Raw genomic sequence first — 21,532 nt, 5'->3', positions numbered from 1 at the left:
TATTTAAGAGTGAAGTTCACTCTATAAAGAGATGATGTGATATTAGCTGGTTATTAGGATAGAAATTATCCAAAGCCTAAATGTTTAATTGAACAGTATGATTTTTAAATGATCAAAGCCTAACCCTAGTATTGATTCTTGTTTTAGCAAAGATGAAGGGTTTTGCTGATATCTTAGTAGGAATTAAGAGAAAGCCTTTTTATAAAAGAATAAGTTTTTTGATTTATATCATTGATTATAAAAATATTTAAAGATTATCATGATCAGTATTTGGCAGCAATTTAAGATAACTTTCTGCTATAACAGACCATAATATTTATATACTAAAACACAAATGTGTGCATTTAACATGAATTTATAAATGTATTTTTTTGATATCGCTTTTATTGGAAATGTAAAAATTTGGTTTTTAAGCTTAATACAAATTACCCCACTTGCGACCTCTTATTTTAATAAAGAATGATATTTATAACAAAAAATACTAAAAAAAAGTAAAACCTCTTGAAAAATTAAAAAAATGTGATATTTTTCACACTTGCTTTTTTATATGTATGAAATTTCATCAAATTAAAAGAGTAAAGATTAAAAGCAATGTTGTTCATGACGATTGCTTTTTGGCTATCTGATTTAATACTTGGGGCGTTTATGAAAAACTTTATCACTACTGCATTATTGGCGACTACTGGCTTAGTCTTAGCAGGTCAATCGAATGCAGCTACAACTTCAAAAACAGCAAGCACAGACTTTAAGGTTAAAATCGAAGTCCTTTCTACATGTGCAATCAATGCGACTGATATTGATTTTGGCAGCGTAAATAGTGGTGTAGTTGCAAATGACAAGACAGGGACATTAAACGTAACTTGTACTAGTCAGACGCCTTATAGCGTAGGTTTATCTGGTAGTGGGAAAATGACTCACGAGACAGATTCATCATCTAGTATCGCGTACCAATTATTCCAAAATACAAGTGATAAAGATCAATGGAATAATAACAATAAACAATATTCGGGTATTGGCTCTGGTAGCGTACAAGCGATTCCAGTCGTTGCTAAAGTATCAGGTTCGACTAACGTTCGAGCAGGTAAATATAGTGACGTGGTTACTGCTATAGTAACGTATTAATTTTTGCTATCGAATAGATATTCTTAAAGAAAAGGGTATCGGCATGAAAAATACAACACGTTTGTCGAGTGTACTACGCAAGTGTAGCTTGGGTGTATTGGCAACGAGTATTTTTATGACACAGGCGCATGCTGCAAGCTTACAGGTTGCGCCTATTTTATTGGAATTTTCGCCTCAGGAAAAAGTTAAAGAGCTCTGGTTAACCAATACTGGAGATGAAGCTATCCGAGGTCAAGTTCGAGTAAATACGTGGACGCAAAGTAATCATCAAGATATTTTGACACCATCCAAAGACCTGATAGCGAGCCCTATGGTGCTTACGATTCCCGCAGGTCAGAGACAACTTGTCAGACTCATTCGTGCCAATCCAGGCAATAATTCATCTGAACAGGCTTATCGTTTAATCGTGGATGAATTACCAGATCCGCAACTAGAAAAGCAAAGTGGACTTCAACTTTTACTTAAATATTCGATTCCTGTTTTCTTTAAAGCTTCATCCTCTGAACCCGTTCAACAAGGTTTGACTTCATTAAAAGGGATGACTTTTAAATACAGCACAAACACCTTAACAGTGAGCAACCAGTCACAGCACTATAAACGTTTTAGCCAGTTTGCTTATGTGGATGCGCAAGGGCATAAAACACCGATACAAATGGGACTGATGGGTTATGTGTTGAGTGGTCAAACGATGCAGTGGTCTATTCCTACTCTAATAAATGTCAAACCCAATGGAAAATTTGTTGCTGTAGTGAATATGGATATTCGTGAACAAGAACTTCCTATATCTCCTTGATATAGAATATTTCTGGGAGTTCTATCATTGAGTGTTCGAATTGGTGACTTACTATGTGCAGGAGTAATCATCGCGGTAGCACCTTCAGCTTTTGCAGTGTCGAACTCCCCAGAGTTGGTGAACGAAGTTCAACAAGATTTGTATTTGGATGTAGAGCTGAATCAGTCCGTTCAGTCTCAAATTGGTCACTTCCTGCAACAGGGTCAGCAGCTGTATATTGATCAGTCATCTTTAGATAATTTTGCCATCCACACGAATGCACCGAAAACTGTCATTGATCAGGTAAATTATATTGCCCTAGATCAAATCAATGGTTTGAGTTATCAGTATGATGATCTAAATCAGAAAATATCGATACACGTCCCGATAGAGTTGTTGGCTGGACAGAACCAATACGGCTATCAAGCGTTACCTGCGGCCAGTATCAATCCATTACAAGAAACAAAAGGAGCATTGCTTAATTACACAGCATTTGCTCAACAAACGGATGATACGTTTTCCTTTAATGGCTGGAATGAATTACGTTATTTTGGCTTGTTTGATGGAGTGTTGAGTCTGTCAGGAAACTATCAATATCGGGATCATACTTTTACCGATAGCCAAATACTTGATACTTACTGGGAAAAAGACTTTCCGGATCAACTGCTTCGATTACGTCTGGGGGATGCTCAAACTGATGCGCTTACATGGACACGGTCTACACGTTTAAGTGGTTTAAGCATATCTAAAAATTTTGCATTACAGCCTTATATGGTGACAACGCCATTAATGAGTTTTAAAGGTCAGGTGGCTTTGCCTTCACAAATTGATCTGATTATTAACGGTATTAAGCAATCCTCACAAAATGTGGTACCAGGACAGTTCGATATACAAACGATACCGAGTATTACAGGAGCAGGTAATGCTCAAATGGTCATTACCGATATTAATGGTCAGCAGCAAGTCCAAAATTTTTCTTTGTATCGAGCCAATCATTTACTGGCACAGGGTTTAAATGATTGGTCTTTGAATTTAGGTTATCCGAAACTTAACTATGGCGTCTCTTCTTTTGATTATGCCGATGATCTAGCCTTTAATGGTAGTTATCGTTATGGCATGAGCAATACGTTTACGGTCGAGACACATGCTGAACTGACAGAACAGCTGCAACAAGTAGGTTTAGGCACGGTTTATCAATTAGGTAAACGCGCAGGGCAAATTAACCTTTCTTATGCTTATAGCCATACGCCTGAGCAACAAGGGCAGTTACTAGGTTTAGGCTATAGCTGGAACTCTGCGCTAATCAGTTTAAACTACAATGGTTTACGTCAATTTGGACAGTTCAATGATATTGCAAGTCTGAATGATGCGACATTTGCCAGTCAGTCTGATCAATTTTACATGGGGTTTAATACCCAGCTTGGTCAGTTTGGTGGAAGTTATATTCAGCAGGAGTATGTTGACCAAGCCAGTAGTCGTTTTGTTTTACTCAACTGGTCTTATATTTTACCGCGACGCATGAACTTAGGCTTAAGCTATAGCCGTGACCTTTTAAATAAAGAAAATAGCTATTATTTGTCTTTTAATTTTCCATGGGCAAAACGCAACTCTGCAACCATGACAGCACAGCGTAGCAATGATCAAAACCAAGTCGGACTCAATTTCCTACATGCAGTGGACCAAGACCAAGGTGGTTTAGGATGGCAAGCTTTAGCGAATCAGACTGAACAATACTCACAGTTTCAGGGACAACTTGATTATTTGGGACGTTATGGTTTAGCACAGTTGAATGTGCAACATACCGCATCAGATCAACAAAATAATACTAGTGCTTATGCTTCTGTAAATGGTGGAGTGGTCATTCTAAAAGATACATTCCTGCCTAAACGATTAAGTAATGGCTCATTTGCAATTGTCTCAACAGATCAAGTTGCAGATGTACCAGTACGTTTAGAAAATCGTTTAATAGGTAAAACAAATCGGAAAGGTTATTTATTACTTGACCATTTAAATCCATATCAACACAACAGTGTAGCGGTAGATACTTTGGATTTGCCTATCAACTTAAAAATTGAAACTACACAGCAAGATGCGGTACCTCGTCAGTCGAGTGGAGTATTTATTCGTTTCCCGATGTATCAAGTGAAAACCGTTCAATTTCAAGCGGTCGATTCCCAAGGGAAAAATTTAATTGTTGGCACTTCAGTTTGGCAAGAAAATCCGACACAGCAACCGACGACGATTGTAGCGCATGAGGGTATGGTGTATTTAGATAATGTAAAAAGTAATATGCTATATATAGGTGATCAACTCAATCAGTGTCGCGTGAAGTTACCCGATATTGAAACTTTGGATGGTTATAGTGATTTGGGAAAAATCGTATGCCAATGAATTTAAATGATGTTTTCAAAGTGAATAAATTAATGAAACGCCTTATTCCCGTCAGCTTTTTATTTATAGGCTGTAGTTTCTTTTATTCACCTGTTTATGCTGCCGAGAGTTGCTGGGTTGGAGGAACAACCTTAAGTCTAGGTACAGCGAATGCCCAAGGCTCTTCAACTGTTTCAACGGATGTAACGTTTACTTGTAATTCTAATTGGAGTCAGCCCATCACCTATAAAATGTGCTTGGTTGTAGATAACACGAGTCCAGCTGGAAATGATCCACGCAGCATGATTAGTTATGATATTTATCCAGCACCTTTGCTCAATTATCAGTTGTATTATGATGCTGCTCGTACACGGAAGCTACCAGCTTCTGACTTTAAAAATCAAGCTCAATGTCAGACTTTTCAAGTCAGTGCAAATGCAGGAAATCAAAGTGGTTTGATCAAAATCTATGGTCAGGTTTTAGCTGGGCAGAATGTACCCGCAGCTTTCTATAAAACTAACAATGCGACCTTAAAACTCTATTTTTCTTCTCGATACGGAATGCAAGCACCAACGGATTTGGAAGTGCTTGGAAGTCCAAACATGGCGACGAATCATATAGTCGTCAATTCTAACTATGAAAATAGCTGTTTGATTCAGTCTGCAACCGATATTGACTTTGGGGCAGTCGAACATTTGAAAAATCCACTATTCGGTTCAGGTCTCATACGACTGGCTTGCCCAGCGGGAACCAGTATGCAAGTTAGTTTGGATAATGGTATCAATGCCCTAGGTATTCAAAGACGAATGAGAAATGCTGTAGGAAGTTATATTCAATACAATTTATATAAAGATGCAAGCCGTTCTCAAACTTGGCAAGGCAATGTTTTTTATGTGGTAGATAGTCAAACTATTCCAGTATATGCAGCTGTTCCAGTGCAACCGATCAGTAGTGTTGGACAATATTCTGACACAATTACGGTAACCTTAACTTATTAAGCTTGTAGTGTCCTAATAGGTAATGGTTGCAGTCACTTTGTCACTATATTGACCTGCTGGAACATTGGTATTTGGTACTTTCCCCCAAATGGTAATATTTTGCGTTTGTCCTGTACCTTGTTGAGACAAACGATTGTTTGCAATATTGCCCCATTCTTTACTCATCGCGGCATCTTGATACAACTGGTAAGGGATTTGTATAGAAACATCATTGTTATGTCTTAAGCGGCCATTACTATTTAAAGCAATGTTATATGGCGTGCCATTAGTACAGTGTACGTTTAAACTTCCTGTAGCTTGTACATTTTGCGCGTTACGTGTCACTGTACCAAAATCGATATCTGACGTGGTTCCTGTTCCAATATCACAGATTTCAGTAACTTGCATTTTCACTTGAAACTGTGAGGATTGGCGGTCACTCATAGTGTAAGCCGAAACAGAAATGACGGCTAAAATTGCAAAAGAATATTTAAAAAGTTTCATGATTTTTTGTCTCCATGAGACTAGGATCATTATCAATAGTTATATGACTAATATAGGGAAATATAACGTTGATTACTATGATCTATATTACATAATGATCGGATAAATGAGTCATATTTAATCACTTGGTAAAATTAGCGCTACATAAGAATAAAAAAACCGTATAAAGATCAAAAATATGTAGATATCAGCAAGAATATTCTGTGCGTGTCACGAATTTTAAATGGTGTCCTTGCATGATGGTTGTTTAATAAATAAACATTGGGGACAGCTGTGATTATTCGAAATAAGCCCATTAAAACTTCAGGTCTGACCTGTGGTTTATTATTTTTCAGTGCATTACTTGTAGGGTGTAATGATGATGATAATAAAGACAATACTGCGCCCGTTGAGCAGAATAAAGCACTTGAGGTGAATCTCATCCACATTAACGATAGCCACTCACATTTAGATGAGGAGACGCTCAAATTAATGTTAGAAACCTCTGCAGGGAAGCGTGAAGAAATCCAAGTTGCGAATGGTGGTTTTGCGCGGGTGACTGCGTTGATCAATGAGTTGGCCAACCGTGAAAAAAATGCAATCAAAATTCACTCGGGAGATGCCATTACTGGTGATCTCTATTTTACCTTGAAAGAGGGTGAGGCCGAAGCAGATCTAATGAATACGGTGTGTTTTGATACACTGACTTTAGGCAATCATGAATTTGATAATACAGATACGGGCCTGCAAAAATTTATGGGTTTCTTAAACAACAAAGGCAGTTGTAAAACGAAAACTCAAGTACTCAGTGCAAATGTTGAGTTTGGTGCAGGTTCTCCACTGTATCGAACTGATCTAGTGAAGCCGTATATCATTATAGAAAAAGAAGGCCAAAAAATTGCATTGATTGGCTTAACCATTGCTAATAAAACTAAAAATGCATCACGCCCAAACTCAGATACCTTGTTTAAGGATGAAGTCACCACTGCACAAAAATATATTGATGAACTAAAGCAACAAGGGATCAATAAAATTATCGTGCAGTCTCATTTGGGTTATGGCGCAGAAAAAGAACTGGCTGCGCAGTTATCTGGCGTCGATGTAATTGTTGGTGGGGACTCGCATACTTTATTGGCTGATGCAAAATTAAAGAATTATGGCATTACCCCTGAGGGCGACTATCCAACCCTATTGAAAAATAAAGAGGGTGATCAGGTTTGTGTGGTTCAAGCATGGCAATATGCTTATGTCGTGGGTCAGTTAAAAGTCAATTTTGATGCCAATGGTAAAGTTGATGCTTGCGCAGGCAAGGCCAATATATTGATTGGCGATAATTTTAAACGTACTGTAAAAGATGCTGTCGCACTAACCAGTACTGAACTTGTACACATCAAACAGGATGTCGAAAATAGTAATGCTTTACGGATTATACAGCCTGATACGACGGCTTTAAGTATTTTAGAACCGTATAAAGTGGCTAAAAATCTATTGGGCAAAGAGATTGTGGCAAGAGCTGAAAGCAATCTTTGCTTACGTCGCGTTCCTGGAGCAACCAAAGATACTTCACGCTCAAGCCTCGGTGATATTTGTAATAAAGCCGACTTTACTAATCAACATGGTGGAGATGTGCAACAGTTGGTAGCAGAAGCCTTTTTACAGCAAGGCAAAAAGTATTTTAATGCAGATATTTCCATTCAAAACGGTGGTGGGGTCAGGGTTGATGTACCCCAAGGCGATATTACGGTTGAGAAAATTTATACCGTCTTGCCCTTTAAAAATACACTGGTGCAATTACAAGCCACTGGGCAGGAAATTAAGTCAACTTTAGAAGATGCGATTGATGCCGTAGCTTTGAATAACACTGGCAGTTATCCATATACAGGGGGCTTAAAGTGGGATGTTGATTTAACCCAAGCCAAAGGCCAGCGTGTATCGAACTTACAGGTGCGAAATGCTGATGGTCAGTATTTACCTTTAAACTTAAATCAGACCTATCAAGTGATTACCATTAATTTCCTTGCCGATGGTCAAGACTTTTATACCAGCTTAAAGGGCATTATTGGGGCACGTCGAATCGATGTGGGGCTAGATTATGCTGAAGCCTTTTTACAGTATGTAGAAGGTATGCCGGGTGCTAAAGGGCAAAAAGTGTTAACGCGTTTGCCTGTCGAACACTACAGTACGCAAAATTATAAAGAGTAGATTGAGTTTATTTTTAAAAAGTCAGCTGAACCCAGCTGACTTTTTAAAACACTAAGACCAAACCTTAATGCTGCAATTTAATGTATCTGATTTTTGGTTTAGCACCGTATGCGAGGTTGGATTTATGCAAGATGATTTAACGCATAAACATAAGCCTGTTGTATTTGCCCATTTTCTAAAGTGACTTCAGTTAAAACACGCTGATATTCACTTCCTTCAAATTCATCCAAGCTGTTCCACAGCGTATCTAATTGCTCTGAACTAAATATATATCCATCAACAGTTGGTCCATCTGGGCTTAGCATTAGCCCAGGAAAGCCAAGTTCTGCTCCCCAACCTGCTTCCTTAAGCAAACCTTTCACAGAACCTTTGCTCCATGTACCGGCAATCACTTCTAAAATATGAGCATTCGGTTTGTTTGGCCCTAAAGTACCGTAGACAAATAAGTGTTGTTGCATGATGTAGATGTTCCTAATGGGTAACAGATGGAGAACGAAGCGGTTTTATTGAAAAAATAACGATGAGTGCAATTAGAATCAGAAAAATATTTAATATAACGATGCCATTCCAGCCATGGCTTTGCCAGATATTTCCGCCATACGCACCCACAATGCTTGAACCTAAATAATAAAAAAGCAGATATAAAGAAGTGGCATGACCTTTATTAGATGTTGCGAGTTCTCCAACTCGACTGCTAGCAATGGCATGGGCAATAAAAAAGCCAGTGGTCACACAGCCAATCCCGAGAATAATCAAAAACAACGAGGCAGAAAGGGTAAGTAGCACGCCTAAGAGCATGCATGAAAAGCCCAGGATCATCATCTGCTTTTTGCCTATTCGGTCTGCAATATTGCCTGCAATCGAAGAGGAAATAATACCCAAACTATAAGATAAAAAGATCAGGCTTATTTGAGTTTGGCTTAAATGATAGGGTGCTGCAAAGAGTCTGAAGGTCACATAATTAAACAGCGTGACAAATACACTGGTGAGTAAAAAGCCAATCCCATAGATTTTTAGCAGGCGGATATGACTCAAGTGTGCATACCATGCATGTAGATGGAACTTAAAAGAGAGACCTTGCTGGGCAATGAAATTTCGTGAATTGGGTAAGAGTTTCAAAAAACCAAATGCACAGAACAGACAGATGCCGCCAAGAATGGCCATGGAAATACGCCATGAGAAAAACTCGGTCAAAATGCCCATGCCAACACGTCCCATCATGCCGCCAAATGCTGTACCTGCAATATACAGCCCCATGGTTTTACTTAAATTTTTAGGACTAATTTCTTCTGCAATCCAAGCCATTGCAACAGCGGGAACTCCACCTAGAACAAAACCCTCTAAGCTTCTTGAAACCATGAGCACATGCCAACTCGGTGAAACCGCGCATACCACATTGAGTATAGAAGCCAAAAGCATAGAGAAAAACATGAGGCCTTTTCTGCCCAATGTTTGTGAAAAAGCACTGGATAGCACGATTGACATGGCTAAAAAGCCTGTGGTTAAGGACAGTGCTAGAGCACTTGAACTGGGTGCAATATGGAAACTCTGACTTAAGTTGGGCAGTAAGGGTTGTACGCAATAGATCAGTGAAAAACTGGCAAAACCCAACAAAAATAGCGCCATGCCCGCTCTTTTATACTCAACTGTACCTTGGCTGATGGTCTGCGGAATCGGCTGTTGAGGGGTAGACCAATCTGCTTCTAATGAAGAGCTCAGTTTCATGACTTGGCTGATTTAAAATGGAGAGAAGCTTTATTTTAAGAACTATACTTGTATATGTATAATATATATAACTCAATAATGGTATAGCTTTAATATATGGAGCTGCGCAATATTCAATATTTTATTGCTATCGCGGAAGAGCAAAGTTTCTCTAAAGCTGCCTTGCGTCTTGGCATAAGTCAGCCGCCGTTGAGTATGCAAATTAAAAAAATGGAAAGGGAAATCGGTGTTGAACTTTTTTATCGCTACTCTCATGGTGTAACTCTGACACCAGCAGGAGAAACTTTTCTTAAAATGGTTTTGCCTGTTCAGAACCAACTGAAAAATGCGGTGAAATTGACCCAAAGTGCAGCAAATGGTGAATTGGGAGAACTACGGCTCGGTTTTACAGGCACCTCAATTCTAAACTCTTTAATTCCAACAGCCATTCAAGCATTTCAACAGCAATACCCTCAGGTGAATTTGGTATTAAAAGAAGCCAATTCTTTGATTTTGATTGAAAGTTTATTGAATAATGAATTAGACATTGCGATTGTCCGGCCACCTGCGCAGTATCCTAAAGCCATTACGATTCGTAATTTGATCGATGAAAAATTGATTGCAGCCTTGCCGATTCAATATTCCGCAGAAGATGAGGTGGTAGATTTGGCAGAATTTAAGTATGAAAGCTTTATTGTCTCACCACCAGAGGTGAGTGCCGGGCTGTATGCCGCGATTTTAAATAGCTGCCAACAGCATGGCTTCACGCCTAAAATTGGACAGCAAGCGCCTCAGATTGTTTCGATTTTATCGTTGGTTGCGGCGAATTTGGGCATTTCTTTGGTGCCTGAGTCCACCCAACAGCTCAAAATTGAAGGGATTAAATATAAATACCTGAAGAATAAGACCGCGACAATTGGACTCGGTATTGCCTTCAAGGCAGATTTGCATAGCCAACCTGCAATCAACTTTTCCAGTTTATTGAATAGTATTGTGAGACAGCATCATCATTTAAAAGGTTCACTGTAATTCACTCTATGTCGTTTTAAATATGAATTGTCAGCACGTCACTCGCGGAGTCAAATAGCCATTTAAATACAATCAGAAAGTCAGTTCTCGATTCAGTACCAAAACATGTCTAGACGTCTAAATTTGAGTAATCTAGAGGAAAATATGCATAAAAAATGCCTATGTCGCTAATTTACGATTCTTTTTAAAGCTGCGTAATCCTTCCAGCATGAGGGTAAAAACTGCGAGCCAAATGGCGATATAGGTTGGCCATTCTGCTGAAGTAATGCTTTCCCCTAAGGCGATTGAAACGGCCACTAACAATATCGGTTCAACATAAACCAACAGTCCAAACAGGCTTAAGTTTAAATGCGGGGCAGACAAGGACTGAAATGCCAAAGCCAGTGCACTGATTAGTCCAAGTCCTGAAATGAGCCAAAGCATATGTGAACTTTCAGATAGGCTTTCTGTGACGATACTGCCTTGCATGATAAAGAAAATACAGACAGGGAGACTCAGCATCATGTCAAACCAAAGTCCGCCTATATTGTTCGTCTCCGTTTTTTGTCTGAGCCAAAAATAGATCGGATAACCTAAGCAAATCAGTAGAGTGGGCCAACTCAGTGTTTGAGAAATCGCCAAGAGGTTCAAGATCCCCAGCACTGCAAAAATACAGGACAGTTGCTGAAAGCGTGACATTCGCTCTTTAAAGGCAATCCGACCGACAATCACCATGCTAATCGGCATCATAAAATAACCGAGTGAAACATCCAGTCCATAGCCGTGACTGGGTGCCCACATAAACAGCCATAATTGAATTCCAATTAAAAACGAAGATAAAATTCGCGTTAAAAAGAAAAAGCGCTCTTGGTAGAAGCGGCGATAAATAACAATCACTTGAGGCCAATTGCCTTTGAGCCAAATAAAAAGCGTCAGGCATGGAATAGTCAATACAATGCGCCAGCCGTAAATTTCTGTACCTGCCAGCGTGCCCAAAAGTGAGGTATAGGCAAACATTAAAGCAAATAATACCGAGGCCGTGACATTTAAGCTAATACCAAGTGCTGTATTGGGATGCGTAGACATAGGCGGTTCTAAAACTGTATGGATGGATGATATTTTATTGCAATCCTATTGATAAAATGGCTTGTAATCATTAGTTTGAATGAGAAAATTTCTCGCAGGAAGCTGCTCATGCAATTGGATAAATTTGATTTCGCTTTATTGGAGCATCTGCAAAAAGATTGCTTAACGCCACTCCGAGAATTGGCCGATTTAGTGCATTTATCAACTGCCTCGGTACAACGTCGCATTCAAAAATTAAGAGACAGTGGCTATATTATTGGCAATACCGCGGTACTTGATCCAGACAAATTGGGACAAGTGATTACGATTTTTGTCGAGGTTCGTGTCAACCAAACCCATGTGACTGACCTTGAGGCGTTGAAAACGAGTTTTTCAATTCCAGAAGTACAGCAGTGTTATTACGTAACCGGTGAGGCAGATTTTATGCTGGTACTCTTGGTGCCAAGTATGAGTCGGTTTCAAGCCTTATGTGATCAGCTTTTTCATCATAATGCCAATGTGCAATGGTTTAAAACCACTGTTGTGTTAGAACGGATCAAAACAACTTTAGAGGTGTCTTGTCAGCCATAACTTTTATTCTCCTTTCTAGATTCCACCTTATATTCAATGGCTAAAGGGGCTGCTTGAAATAGGAAAATAGAAAAGTAGTTTCTGAATTTTTAGGCACTCAAAATAACGCCATGATGGGATTGGCTTCTATTTAAATAGCGAATTTATTTTTCTAATTTTGATGGTTTTGTACCCATAAAACTTGAGAAGGAGGCACGCTGTTATAGTTTTTTCAAGCCTTACTGTAGCTACTCATTCGCACCAAACTAGCTGAAAATTTGATTCAAGAAGGGATCACAATCTTGATGGTGGCGTAATGTTTATAACACAGCAACTGAATACAATTTCTGAATTGGTTGAGGGGCAGAGTCTTTCAGATCAACTGCAACATCTACTTGCGCAGCAGTATTTAAACTTAGAAGCGACTTTGCTACGTGCTAAAGTTTTACGAGATTTTTCAAGCGCTAAAGTTCAGTATATCGTGCAGTCTGCCATTCAAGTAGAACACGCGGAGGTCGCATTTTTATTTGCGCCTTTTATCTTGGCAAATTTGAACCATCCTGTGATTTATAGCAGTCCTGCAACGCCAACCGTACTCAATATCCTCAATCGTTACTATCAAGCAGAGCAAAAACAAAACCTAAAAATAGATGATGTACTTGAGGCACTCAATGTTTATTTAGATTTGAGTGACAGCGTATTTAATGATGTCGATTTTTTCTATTTTTCATTGATCAAAGCACTATGTCGAACTGATGTCTCTCAGATTTTTTTGGTGACATCATTGGTGCTCAATACACAAAAACTCGCGGAGCTGGAACAGTTTTTTAAAGTCAAAATTAACTATATTTCTACCCATCCACAAGATGCCATCATCGACAGTAGTGAATGGAATATGCGGAAATTGTTCTTTAAAAACAAAGATCAGCAATATATCGATTTATGTGAAAAATTCGCCACATTGAATGCGCAGTTACTGTTGAGTTATGGCAGTTATAACCAGCAGCAAGCGACCCAGTTGGTTGAAGATATGTTCTATGCCGAGCATATTTATGAAAAGTTATCGGTCTATGCCGAGTATATGCAGACCTGTCTACAACATGGCGTGTCCCGAAAGCAGGCGACTTTTTTCGCCTAATTTGCATTTTTGATGCGCCATTCAAAACAGCTTTTCTTTCATATTGATGCATATACTTAGGTCATCCCCATGTTTTTATATACAGACTTTGATCAAAATTTATTAAATGAACGTGTCGCACAGTTTCGCAACCAAACGCAGCGTTATTTAGAGGGAAAACTGACTGAAGAAGAATACCGGCCCTTACGCTTACAAAATGGTTTATATGTTCAACGCTATGCACCCATGCTACGTTTGGCAGTGCCTTATGGCTTAATGAACTCATTGCAATTGCGTAAGGTGGCTGAGGTTGCGCAGAAGTATGATCGTGGTTATGCGCATATTTCTACGCGTCAAAATATTCAATTGAATTGGCCGCAACTTGAAGATGTTCCTGATATTTTGCAGGAACTCGCTACGGTACACATGCATTCTATTCAGACCAGTGGCAACTGTATTCGAAACACCACCACAGACCAGTATGCCGGTGTAGTTGCAGGGGAGCTCAAAGACCCACGTCCCACCTGTGAACTAATTCGCCAGTGGAGTACTTTCCATCCAGAGTTTTCATTCCTTCCGCGTAAATTTAAAATTGCGGTCTGTGCACACCCTGAACAAGACCGTGCTGCCACAACTTTCCATGATGTTGGTGTTTATCTGGTGGAAAATGAAGCGGGGGAGTTGGGTTATCAAATTAAAGTCGGCGGTGGGCTTGGACGCACCCCTTTAGCGGGACATGTCATTAAGCCATTTTTAGCCCGTGAAGATTTAATTGCTTATTTAGATGCCATCATGCGCGTATATAACTTGCATGGTCGCCGTGATAATAAATACAAAGCGCGTATTAAAATTTTAGTGAAAGCCCTCACTCCAGCGGGCTTTGCGGAAAAAGTTGAAGCTGAGTTTGCACATACTCAAACACTGCTCAAAGTTCAGCCTAGTGTTTTAGCGCAAATGGATGCAGTATTTCGACCGTTTGCCTATGAACCTTTAGATGCAGAAAATTTTGAAGCTTTGTTCCAACAGTATCCGAAGTTTAAACACTGGTTCAATATCAATACCCATGCACATAAAGTCGCGGGCTACCGCATAGTCACAATCAGCTTAAAACGGGCGGGTGTGGCTCCGGGGGATATGACTTCCGATGAAATGCGTTTAATTGCAGATTTGGCTGACCAATATACCTTTGGTGAGCTGCGAACCACGCATGAGCAAAATATTGCCTTAACCGATGTACGCCAAAAGGATCTGTTTGAACTGTGGCAAATCTTAGATCGTGGCAATTTGGCCCGAGCGCATATTGACTTTCTGACTGACATGATTTGCTGTCCGGGCGGCGATTTTTGCTCATTGGCAAATGCCAAATCCATTCCGGTGTATGAGGCGATTGCTCGCCGTTTTGATGATCTGGATGCTTTATATCATTTAGGCAGGGTCGATTTGAACATTTCAGGTTGTATGAATGCGTGTGGACACCACCATGTCGGTAATATTGGCATTCTAGGTGTCGATAAAAAAGGCGCTGAATATTACCAAATTAGTTTAGGCGGTAACTCAGATCATGATGCATCCATCGGTGATATTTTAGGGCCATCATTTCCTGTGGAAGATATTCCCGATGTGCTGGAAGAAATTCTAAATACTTATCTGGATCTTCGTTTAGCACATGAATCTTTTTTAGAAACCTACAAACGTGTCTCGATCCAGCCGTTTAAAGAGCGGGCATATGCGGACATAAATTGAGATGTTGCATGACCGAACTCGGCTGAAGAAGCTAAAAACAGCGAGCTACCAAATCATCATTATTTTGGCCGTTTGGAGCTGTGCTTATGTCTTACAAAAGTTATTGAATTTGCCTGTGGCATCAGGGGTATTAGGTTTTTTTCTGCTGTTGTTCTTACTTGAAATGAAGTGGTTGAAATTAGCCCACGTTGAACGCGGTGCAGAACTGTTACTGGCGGAATTACTGCTGTTTTTCATTCCGCCGGTGGTCGGCGTGATTCAATATCAGGATTTATTGATAGCCAGTGGTTGGAGAATTCTGCTGGTGATTTTAATCAGCACCGCTTTGGTGATGATGGTTTCTGTATATAGCGTACGGTTGTTGTTAAAGCAGCCAGTGCTAAATCTGGAACCAAAACAGGAAGAACAGTATGACTGAATGCTGGGGGCTTTTTTACTTGGTTTGGACCGTGCTGTGCTATTTCATGGCAAAGCAGCTTTTTGTTCGAACCCAAAAAATCTATTTATCCCCCATTATTGTTGTTCCTAGCTTGAGCATCGTACTGATCTTTCTTTTACAGCATCAGTTCCAAGACTATTACTTTTATACCCAATATTTGGTGGCCATGCTCGGTCCAATCACAGTGGCTTTTGCTATTCCTATTTTTCGTTATCGCCGCATGATTCAGCAACATTTTAAAGTGTTGCTCTTCAGTTCTAGCCTCGCCATGTTGGTGGGTATTTTCAGCAGTTGGTTTTTGGCGAGCCTATTGGATTTTGATGACATCGTTAAAAATAGCCTGTTGGCGCGTTCCATTTCGATTCCTTTCGCTTTAGTGCTTACCGAAAAAGTGGGGGGCTCTATCAGCCTGATTCCGCTATTTACTGTGATTACAGGTTTGGTCGGTATGTTGTTGGGAGACCTCCTTTTGCTTTGGATGAAATATAAAAATCATCTTGCTTCGGGCGCAGCACTAGGTAATGCCGCACATGCTATGGGCATAGCTCGGGCAAGACAGCGGCATGAATTGGAAGGCGTCATTGCCAGTCTCTCGATGATTATTTCAGGCATCATTATGGTGCTATTTGCGCCATCGCTGATTGCAGTGACGAAGTATTTACTTGGCTTTATATCGTTTTAAATCAATAAGGAATCGAATATGAATCCTATGTCACATGCAAAGACAATCTTAAGTCCCAAAAGTTATCTCGCGGCCTTTGTCTTTATAGGGCTTATGGTGGCGGCTGCCTATGGACTGAATGATCGTGAAATTATTCTGCCTGAAATGGCGGCTATGGCTGTTGGACTGTGGGTCTATCGAGATAAACATTGGCTGAATCAGCCAGATAAAATTTTTATTTTACCCAGTTTGACCGCTGTTATAGGCTTCTGTATTAATTTGATGCCGATTTCATATCTGTTCAAACTGGTTTTGGTTCTCTGTGCCATGTTGCTCGTGATGCGGATGTTTAACTATATATTACCGCCCGCACTGGCCACGGGTTTCTTGCCGATTGTGACCCAAGCCTATGAAATATCGTTTTTGATTTCGATTTTTGCCACCAGTTTTATCCTAATGTTGGGTGTTGTGCTCTTTAAACTGAACCAAGGTGTGGAGAGAAAAGGCAATTTTGATCGACGAAAAATAGGTGTGTATGCCAGTATTACTTTAATCGGTTTTGCACTCGCTGCTATTTTCAAGATTGAAGCGATGGCACTGATTCCACCGATTACAGTGGTGGTGTACGAATCATTAAATATGATGATGTATTCGTTGAAAATGTATCTTAAGCAGGTTGCTGTGTTGGCACTGTCGATTTCAATGGCCGTGCTTATGCAGTTGTGGATTCAAGATTGGATACTGCTCAGCCTCATATATATGCCCTTGATGTTTCTTTTGCTCAAGCTCTTTGATATGCGGATTCCAGCGGTATATGCCTTTCCATTTTTGGTTTTTGTCTTTCCTCAAGACAGTGTGATGCATTTACCCATGGCATCTGGCCTGATGGCTGGTTTTTCACTTGGCTGTGTCTATATCTATCGCACCTATTTTCAGAATATGAGTGCTGAGAAATCCTATACCTAGCTTGAGAGGAATGACATGATCCGATCTGATCATGTCATTTTATCTCTACGATGGTGATATTTGCAGTATGGGCAGTGAGTCTCTTAAAATAAAAACATGGTTTAAATCAGTCTGGATTTAAACCATTCAACTTTTATTCAAAGGCTTCTGGATAAATACATTGGATCAAGGCATCTAAGGCATTTTGAATACGTTCATTGATTTCAAATGAACAATTGATCCGAATATGATGTGGAATATTATCCGTTTGATAAAATAATGAGCCAGGCGCAATGCTGATATTTTTCTCTAAGAGCTGCTCATAAATTAAATTGCCATTGATCTGCTCGGGCAAAGTAATCCAAAGAAAATAGCCCGATGGATAATAATGAATTTGATAATCTTCAGACAAATGTTCAGATAAATAAGTGTAATACTGATTTTTGAGACGTTTTAAGGTGTTACGCAAAGTTTTTAAGTGCTTTTCATAGTGTCGATGCGATAAATAATCGACCAAGGCATTTTGAATAAATGAGTTAACGGAAAGCGTGCTCATCAGTTGTAAATGCTGAATATGCTCCGAAAATTTACCCGCATAGACCCAACCAATCCGAAAACCCGCACCTAAAGTTTTTGAAAAAGAAGAGCAGTGTAAAACCAAATTTTTCTGATCAAAGTATTTCATCGACAGCGGCTTTTTATGATCAAAATAAAGCTCTTCATAAACATCGTCTTCAATTAAATAAATATCGCGCTCATGCAGTAGCTTTGCCAGTTGGTATTTGATGTCATCACTGACCGTAAAACCAATAGGGTTGTGACTGTTGAGCATCAGCAGACAGACTTTAATTGGATAACGCTCAATCGCATCTTTAAAAGCTTCAAGGTCAATACCGTGTTCTTCATGTTCAGGAATACTAATGACTTTTAGGCCCAAATGTTCAGCCGCTTGCCATGCGCCATAAAATATAGTTTTTTGAAGTAAAATATAGTCACCCGGTTGGGTCATAGCTTGTAAGGAGAGGTTTAAAGCATCTAATCCGCCCGAGGTAATTACGATATCGGACGGGTCTGTTGGAATCCCTTGCATACAGTAGCGCTGTGCAATCAGTTTCCGCAGCTCAAAGTTTCCGGGAGGTAAACTTGGCATCTGTTCATAACTAAGACGGTGTTTGGCACGTTGTCCCAACGTTTGCATCAGCTTGGCAGAGTAGAGCAGTTGGCTGTTGGGAAAGGCAATGCCAAAGGGAACCATTTGTTCAGATTGGATCGATTTTAAATATCTGAAAATTTTAGAGTTGATTTCAATTTTTTCGTTGAGGATGACACTATTGGAGTTGTTTTCTGAGCGTGCATCGCCTGTCACAAAGTAACCGAGTTTTTCTTGTGAATAAATCAGCCCTTGCGCTTCGAGTTCCTGATAGGCATTCATCACGGTCATTAAGCTAAAACCCGATGTTTCAGCTTGTTGACGGAGTGAAGGTAGTTTATCGTTGGCTTTCCAAAAACCACTTTCGATCAAATGTTTCAGGCTGAGCGCAAGTTTTTCTGATTTATACATATAGGTTCGCTGCAATTAAAAGGCACAGGACATGTATTGAAAGTCCCGTGCCTAATTCATAAAAAATGCTTAGCTGGCTTTAGTAAGCAAAACTCAGTAACAGCTTAAAGAAACCCGCAATCAGTGCGAGAGAAATAAAGCCAAAGCACCACAATAAAATAAACCATAATCGTGGGCTGAGTCGATCAACAAATTTTTTCATGTCTATCTCCTCAATTAATGATAACCCTGATCCCCTATACGTACTTTGTCACGGAACACCCAATAGGACAAGAAGGTATAGGCAATGATGATTGGGATTAAAATTGCAGCTCCCACCAAAGTAAACTTTAAACTTGACTCAGGTGCAGCGGCCTGCCAAATAGTGACCGATGGCGGAATAATATTGGGCCATAAGCTGATGACGAAGCCAGTAAAAGCCAAAAAGACTAAAGCCAAAGTATAGATAAACGGTTTTAGTTCATGCTGCTTTTTGCACGCAGATAGAATCAAGCCAACAAACAGTAAGACTAAAATTGGCACTGGGCTAAAATAGTATAGATTCGGCAGAGAGAACCAACGCTGTGCAATTTCAGGATGGGTCAGCGGCGTATACAAACTCACGGCACCGAAGATGATGAGCAAAGCAATAATCAGCCTAGGCATGAGATGAAACATCCGCTGCTGTATCTCTTTTTCGGTTTTCCAAATGAGCCAACCACAACCTAAAGTGGCGTACATGACCACCACCCCTAGACCAGTAAAACATGTAAATGGTGTGAACCAGTCCCATCCACCACCGCTGTAAATACCATTGGTGGTCTGAATACCTTGGATATAAGCCCCTAAAATCACGCCTTGGAAAAAGCTCGATAAGATAGAGCCCCAAATAAACGCGAGATCCCAGAGGTATTTGGTGCGCGTGGCTTTGAAGCGGAACTCGAAGGCCACACCGCGGAAAATCAAGGCAACCACCATAAAGATAATGGGTAAATACAGTGCCGATAAAACAGTTGAATAGACCAAAGGAAATGCAGCGAATAAGCCAGCACCACCTAGTACCATCCATGTTTCATTGCCGTCCCAAACGGGTGCGACGGTATTCATCATCACATCGCGTTCTTGCGTTCCGTTCATAAAGGGAAACAGAATGCCAATGCCTAAGTCGAAACCATCCATGACCACATAGATGAGTACCCCGAGCCCGATAATACCGACCCAAACCAAAGCGAGATCAATCATGTGGTTTCTCCTTACTATTTTGAGCAGAAGGATCAGTGGTATCGATAGACTCTTCAACAGCACTGAGTGGACGTAGAGGGGTTTTAAAATGCCCCGGGCCAGTATCGTGCACGGCATCTACAGGCGTAGAAAAAGCAGGGCCTAATTTGATCAAGCGCAGCATGTAGTAAATACCCGCGCCAAAGACGACGGTATAGACCAGAACAAAAATAATCAGGCTCAAGCCGACTTGATCTGCGGTGACTGTATGCGATAAACCGTCTTTAGTGCGAATGACGCCATACACGACCCAAGGCTGACGACCAACTTCTGTGGTAACCCAACCTGCTAGGAGCGCGATATATCCTGTAGGTCCCATAATAATGGCAAATTTATGAAACCAACTGCTTTCGTATAGAGAGCCTTTTTTACGTAGCCACAGCGCTGTTAATGAGAGTAAAACCATTAACATGCCCAAGCCAACCATGACCCGGAAACTCCAGAATACAATCAGTGCATTCGGACGGTCTTCAGCTGCGAAGTCTTTTAAACCAGTGACCTGACCCTCTAGGGAATGCGTCAGAATCAAACTGCCCAGATTGGGAATACCAATCTCAAGATCATTCGACTCTGTTTCCATATTCGGTAAAGCGAACAGTAATAAAGGCATGCCATGATCACGATTGGTTTCCCAATGACCCTCAATGGCTGCCAATTTTGCAGGTTGGTGTTTTAAGGTATTTAAACCGTGGTTGTCCCCAATCACAACTTGTAAGCAAGACGTGACCAGTACCATCCATAAGCCCATGGAAAAAGACTTTTTCACCAATTCATCACGACGACCTTTCAGCAAATGCCATGCTGCGGTGCCAACCACCAAAAGTGATGAGACAAGGAAGGCCGCTGCTGCCATATGGGCAAATCGGTAGGGAAAGGATGGATTAAACACAATTGCCCACCAGTCTGTGGGGACAATAATGCCATTTTCGATGGCAAAACCTTGAGGTGTCTGCATCCAACTGTTGGAAGATAGAATCCAGAACATGGAAATACAAGTACCGATGGCAACCATTAAAGTGGCAAAAAAGTGGGCTTTGGGACTGACGCGTCCCCAACCAAATAGCATAATGCCCAAGAAACCTGCCTCTAAAAAGAAGGCGCTCATGACTTCATACGTGAGCAGTGGCCCTGTGACACTGCCTGCGATGCGTGAAAATTCACTCCAGTTGGTCCCGAACTGGTAGGCCATGACAATGCCCGAAACAACCCCCATAGCAAATGCCACGGCAAAAATCTTAATCCAGTACTTAAATAAGTCTTTATAAATTGGATTTTGGGTGCGCAGCCACTTCCATTCCAGCATCGCAAGAAAGCAGGCTAAACCAATAGAAGTTGCAGGAAAAATAATATGAAAAGAAACAGTAAAGGCAAATTGAATTCTTGCCAACTCAAGCGCGGTTAATCCGAGGCTCATTGCATCCTCCATGGCTGGCAGGAATATCGACAGTTCGATACCCAGTTGCTGTCTAGATCGGAATGATAAAAAAGCATAGATCGTTTCATTAAAAACTACCTACTTAAAATACTGATGAT

General features: G+C 40.4%; 20 protein-coding genes. 12 read left to right on the top strand and 8 right to left on the bottom strand.

The window, feature by feature from the left end:
* Positions 1–600: 600 nt before the first annotated feature.
* From RR876_RS11315 to RR876_RS11300, 4 genes are read left to right on the top strand one after another with little or no spacing between them, the layout of a single operon-like run.
* On the top strand, positions 601–1,122 hold the full coding sequence (locus RR876_RS11315) for a spore coat U domain-containing protein (RefSeq protein ID WP_332478013.1): 522 nt from the start codon (positions 601–603) through the stop codon (positions 1,120–1,122).
* Positions 1,123–1,165: 43 nt separating this feature from the next.
* Positions 1,166–1,915, top strand: a complete 750-nt coding sequence (locus RR876_RS11310; protein WP_332478012.1) for a molecular chaperone — start codon at positions 1,166–1,168, stop codon at positions 1,913–1,915.
* Between the two features lie 27 nt (positions 1,916–1,942).
* Entirely contained in the window at positions 1,943–4,285 is a 2,343-nt protein-coding gene (locus RR876_RS11305; protein ID WP_332478011.1) for a fimbria/pilus outer membrane usher protein, read from the top strand.
* Positions 4,276–5,262 carry a spore coat U domain-containing protein gene (locus RR876_RS11300; RefSeq protein WP_332478010.1) on the top strand — a complete coding sequence of 329 codons (987 nt, stop codon included), beginning with the start codon at positions 4,276–4,278 and terminating at the stop codon, positions 5,260–5,262. The genes RR876_RS11305 and RR876_RS11300 overlap by 10 nt, the downstream gene beginning before the upstream one ends.
* A gap of 12 nt (positions 5,263–5,274) precedes the next feature.
* Here RR876_RS11300 and RR876_RS11295 read toward each other — a convergent pair whose 3' ends face one another.
* Positions 5,275–5,745, bottom strand: coding sequence for a spore coat U domain-containing protein (locus tag RR876_RS11295; protein ID WP_332478009.1), 471 nt, complete (start codon positions 5,743–5,745; stop codon positions 5,275–5,277).
* A gap of 273 nt (positions 5,746–6,018) precedes the next feature.
* Here RR876_RS11295 and RR876_RS11290 point away from each other — a divergent pair, with 273 nt between their 5' ends.
* Positions 6,019–7,926: a 5'-nucleotidase C-terminal domain-containing protein gene (locus RR876_RS11290; RefSeq protein ID WP_332478008.1), complete on the top strand. Its 1,908-nt coding sequence runs from the start codon at positions 6,019–6,021 to the stop codon at positions 7,924–7,926.
* Positions 7,927–8,048: 122 nt separating this feature from the next.
* Here the strand turns inward: RR876_RS11290 and RR876_RS11285 are convergent, their stop codons facing one another.
* Both RR876_RS11285 and RR876_RS11280 read right to left on the bottom strand, forming a co-directional pair.
* Positions 8,049–8,384, bottom strand: coding sequence for a gamma-glutamylcyclotransferase family protein (locus RR876_RS11285; RefSeq protein ID WP_332478007.1), 336 nt, complete (start codon positions 8,382–8,384; stop codon positions 8,049–8,051).
* A gap of 13 nt (positions 8,385–8,397) precedes the next feature.
* The gene (locus tag RR876_RS11280; protein ID WP_332478006.1) at positions 8,398–9,651 is read right to left on the bottom strand and encodes an MFS transporter; all 1,254 of its coding nucleotides are present in this window, start codon (positions 9,649–9,651) and stop codon (positions 8,398–8,400) included.
* Between the two features lie 96 nt (positions 9,652–9,747).
* Here RR876_RS11280 and RR876_RS11275 point away from each other — a divergent pair, with 96 nt between their 5' ends.
* Positions 9,748–10,659: a LysR family transcriptional regulator gene (locus RR876_RS11275; RefSeq protein ID WP_332478005.1), complete on the top strand. Its 912-nt coding sequence runs from the start codon at positions 9,748–9,750 to the stop codon at positions 10,657–10,659.
* A 159-nt stretch (positions 10,660–10,818) separates the two neighbouring features.
* Here RR876_RS11275 and rarD read toward each other — a convergent pair whose 3' ends face one another.
* On the bottom strand, positions 10,819–11,724 hold the full coding sequence (rarD, locus tag RR876_RS11270; protein ID WP_332478004.1) for an EamA family transporter RarD: 906 nt from the start codon (positions 11,722–11,724) through the stop codon (positions 10,819–10,821).
* Positions 11,725–11,832: 108 nt separating this feature from the next.
* Between rarD and RR876_RS11265 the strand changes: the two genes are divergently transcribed.
* The 6 genes from RR876_RS11265 to RR876_RS11240 all read left to right on the top strand — a co-directional run bounded on the left by RR876_RS11265 (position 11,833) and on the right by RR876_RS11240 (position 17,199).
* Positions 11,833–12,294, top strand: a complete 462-nt coding sequence (locus RR876_RS11265) for an Lrp/AsnC family transcriptional regulator (RefSeq protein WP_259234301.1) — start codon at positions 11,833–11,835, stop codon at positions 12,292–12,294.
* Between the two features lie 295 nt (positions 12,295–12,589).
* Positions 12,590–13,411 (top strand): hypothetical protein, encoded by an 822-nt coding sequence (locus tag RR876_RS11260; RefSeq protein WP_332478003.1) that lies wholly within the window; start codon positions 12,590–12,592, stop codon positions 13,409–13,411.
* Positions 13,412–13,480: 69 nt separating this feature from the next.
* Positions 13,481–15,133, top strand: coding sequence for a nitrite/sulfite reductase (locus RR876_RS11255; RefSeq protein WP_332478002.1), 1,653 nt, complete (start codon positions 13,481–13,483; stop codon positions 15,131–15,133).
* 1 nt (position 15,134) lies between these two features.
* A complete protein-coding gene (locus RR876_RS11250) occupies positions 15,135–15,551 on the top strand; it encodes a CidA/LrgA family protein (RefSeq protein WP_332478001.1) in 417 nt (138 codons plus the stop codon).
* The gene (locus RR876_RS11245) at positions 15,544–16,254 is read left to right on the top strand and encodes an LrgB family protein (protein ID WP_332478000.1); all 711 of its coding nucleotides are present in this window, start codon (positions 15,544–15,546) and stop codon (positions 16,252–16,254) included. Before RR876_RS11250 ends, RR876_RS11245 begins: the two co-directional genes overlap by 8 nt.
* An 18-nt stretch (positions 16,255–16,272) precedes the next feature.
* Positions 16,273–17,199 (top strand): hypothetical protein, encoded by a 927-nt coding sequence (locus RR876_RS11240; RefSeq protein ID WP_332477999.1) that lies wholly within the window; start codon positions 16,273–16,275, stop codon positions 17,197–17,199.
* 133 nt (positions 17,200–17,332) lie between these two features.
* On the opposite strand, the gene RR876_RS11235 is transcribed toward RR876_RS11240, so the two are convergent.
* The 4 genes from RR876_RS11235 to RR876_RS11220 all read right to left on the bottom strand — a co-directional run bounded on the left by RR876_RS11235 (position 17,333) and on the right by RR876_RS11220 (position 21,413).
* Positions 17,333–18,739, bottom strand: coding sequence for a PLP-dependent aminotransferase family protein (locus RR876_RS11235; protein ID WP_168158456.1), 1,407 nt, complete (start codon positions 18,737–18,739; stop codon positions 17,333–17,335).
* A 79-nt stretch (positions 18,740–18,818) separates the two neighbouring features.
* Positions 18,819–18,941, bottom strand: a complete 123-nt coding sequence (locus RR876_RS11230) for a hypothetical protein (protein ID WP_004694789.1) — start codon at positions 18,939–18,941, stop codon at positions 18,819–18,821.
* A 14-nt stretch (positions 18,942–18,955) separates the two neighbouring features.
* Positions 18,956–19,960: a cytochrome d ubiquinol oxidase subunit II gene (gene cydB, locus RR876_RS11225; RefSeq protein WP_039889800.1), complete on the bottom strand. Its 1,005-nt coding sequence runs from the start codon at positions 19,958–19,960 to the stop codon at positions 18,956–18,958.
* Complete coding sequence (locus tag RR876_RS11220) at positions 19,953–21,413, bottom strand: cytochrome ubiquinol oxidase subunit I (RefSeq protein ID WP_332477998.1); 1,461 nt, start codon at positions 21,411–21,413, stop codon at positions 19,953–19,955. The genes cydB and RR876_RS11220 overlap by 8 nt, the downstream gene beginning before the upstream one ends.
* Positions 21,414–21,532 lie beyond the last annotated feature (119 nt).

Origin of the sequence: Acinetobacter sp. (genome assembly GCF_036666595.1) — a bacterium.
Lineage (GTDB): Bacteria > Pseudomonadota > Gammaproteobacteria > Pseudomonadales > Moraxellaceae > Acinetobacter.
This window is presented reverse-complemented; position numbering and strand designations above follow the sequence as displayed.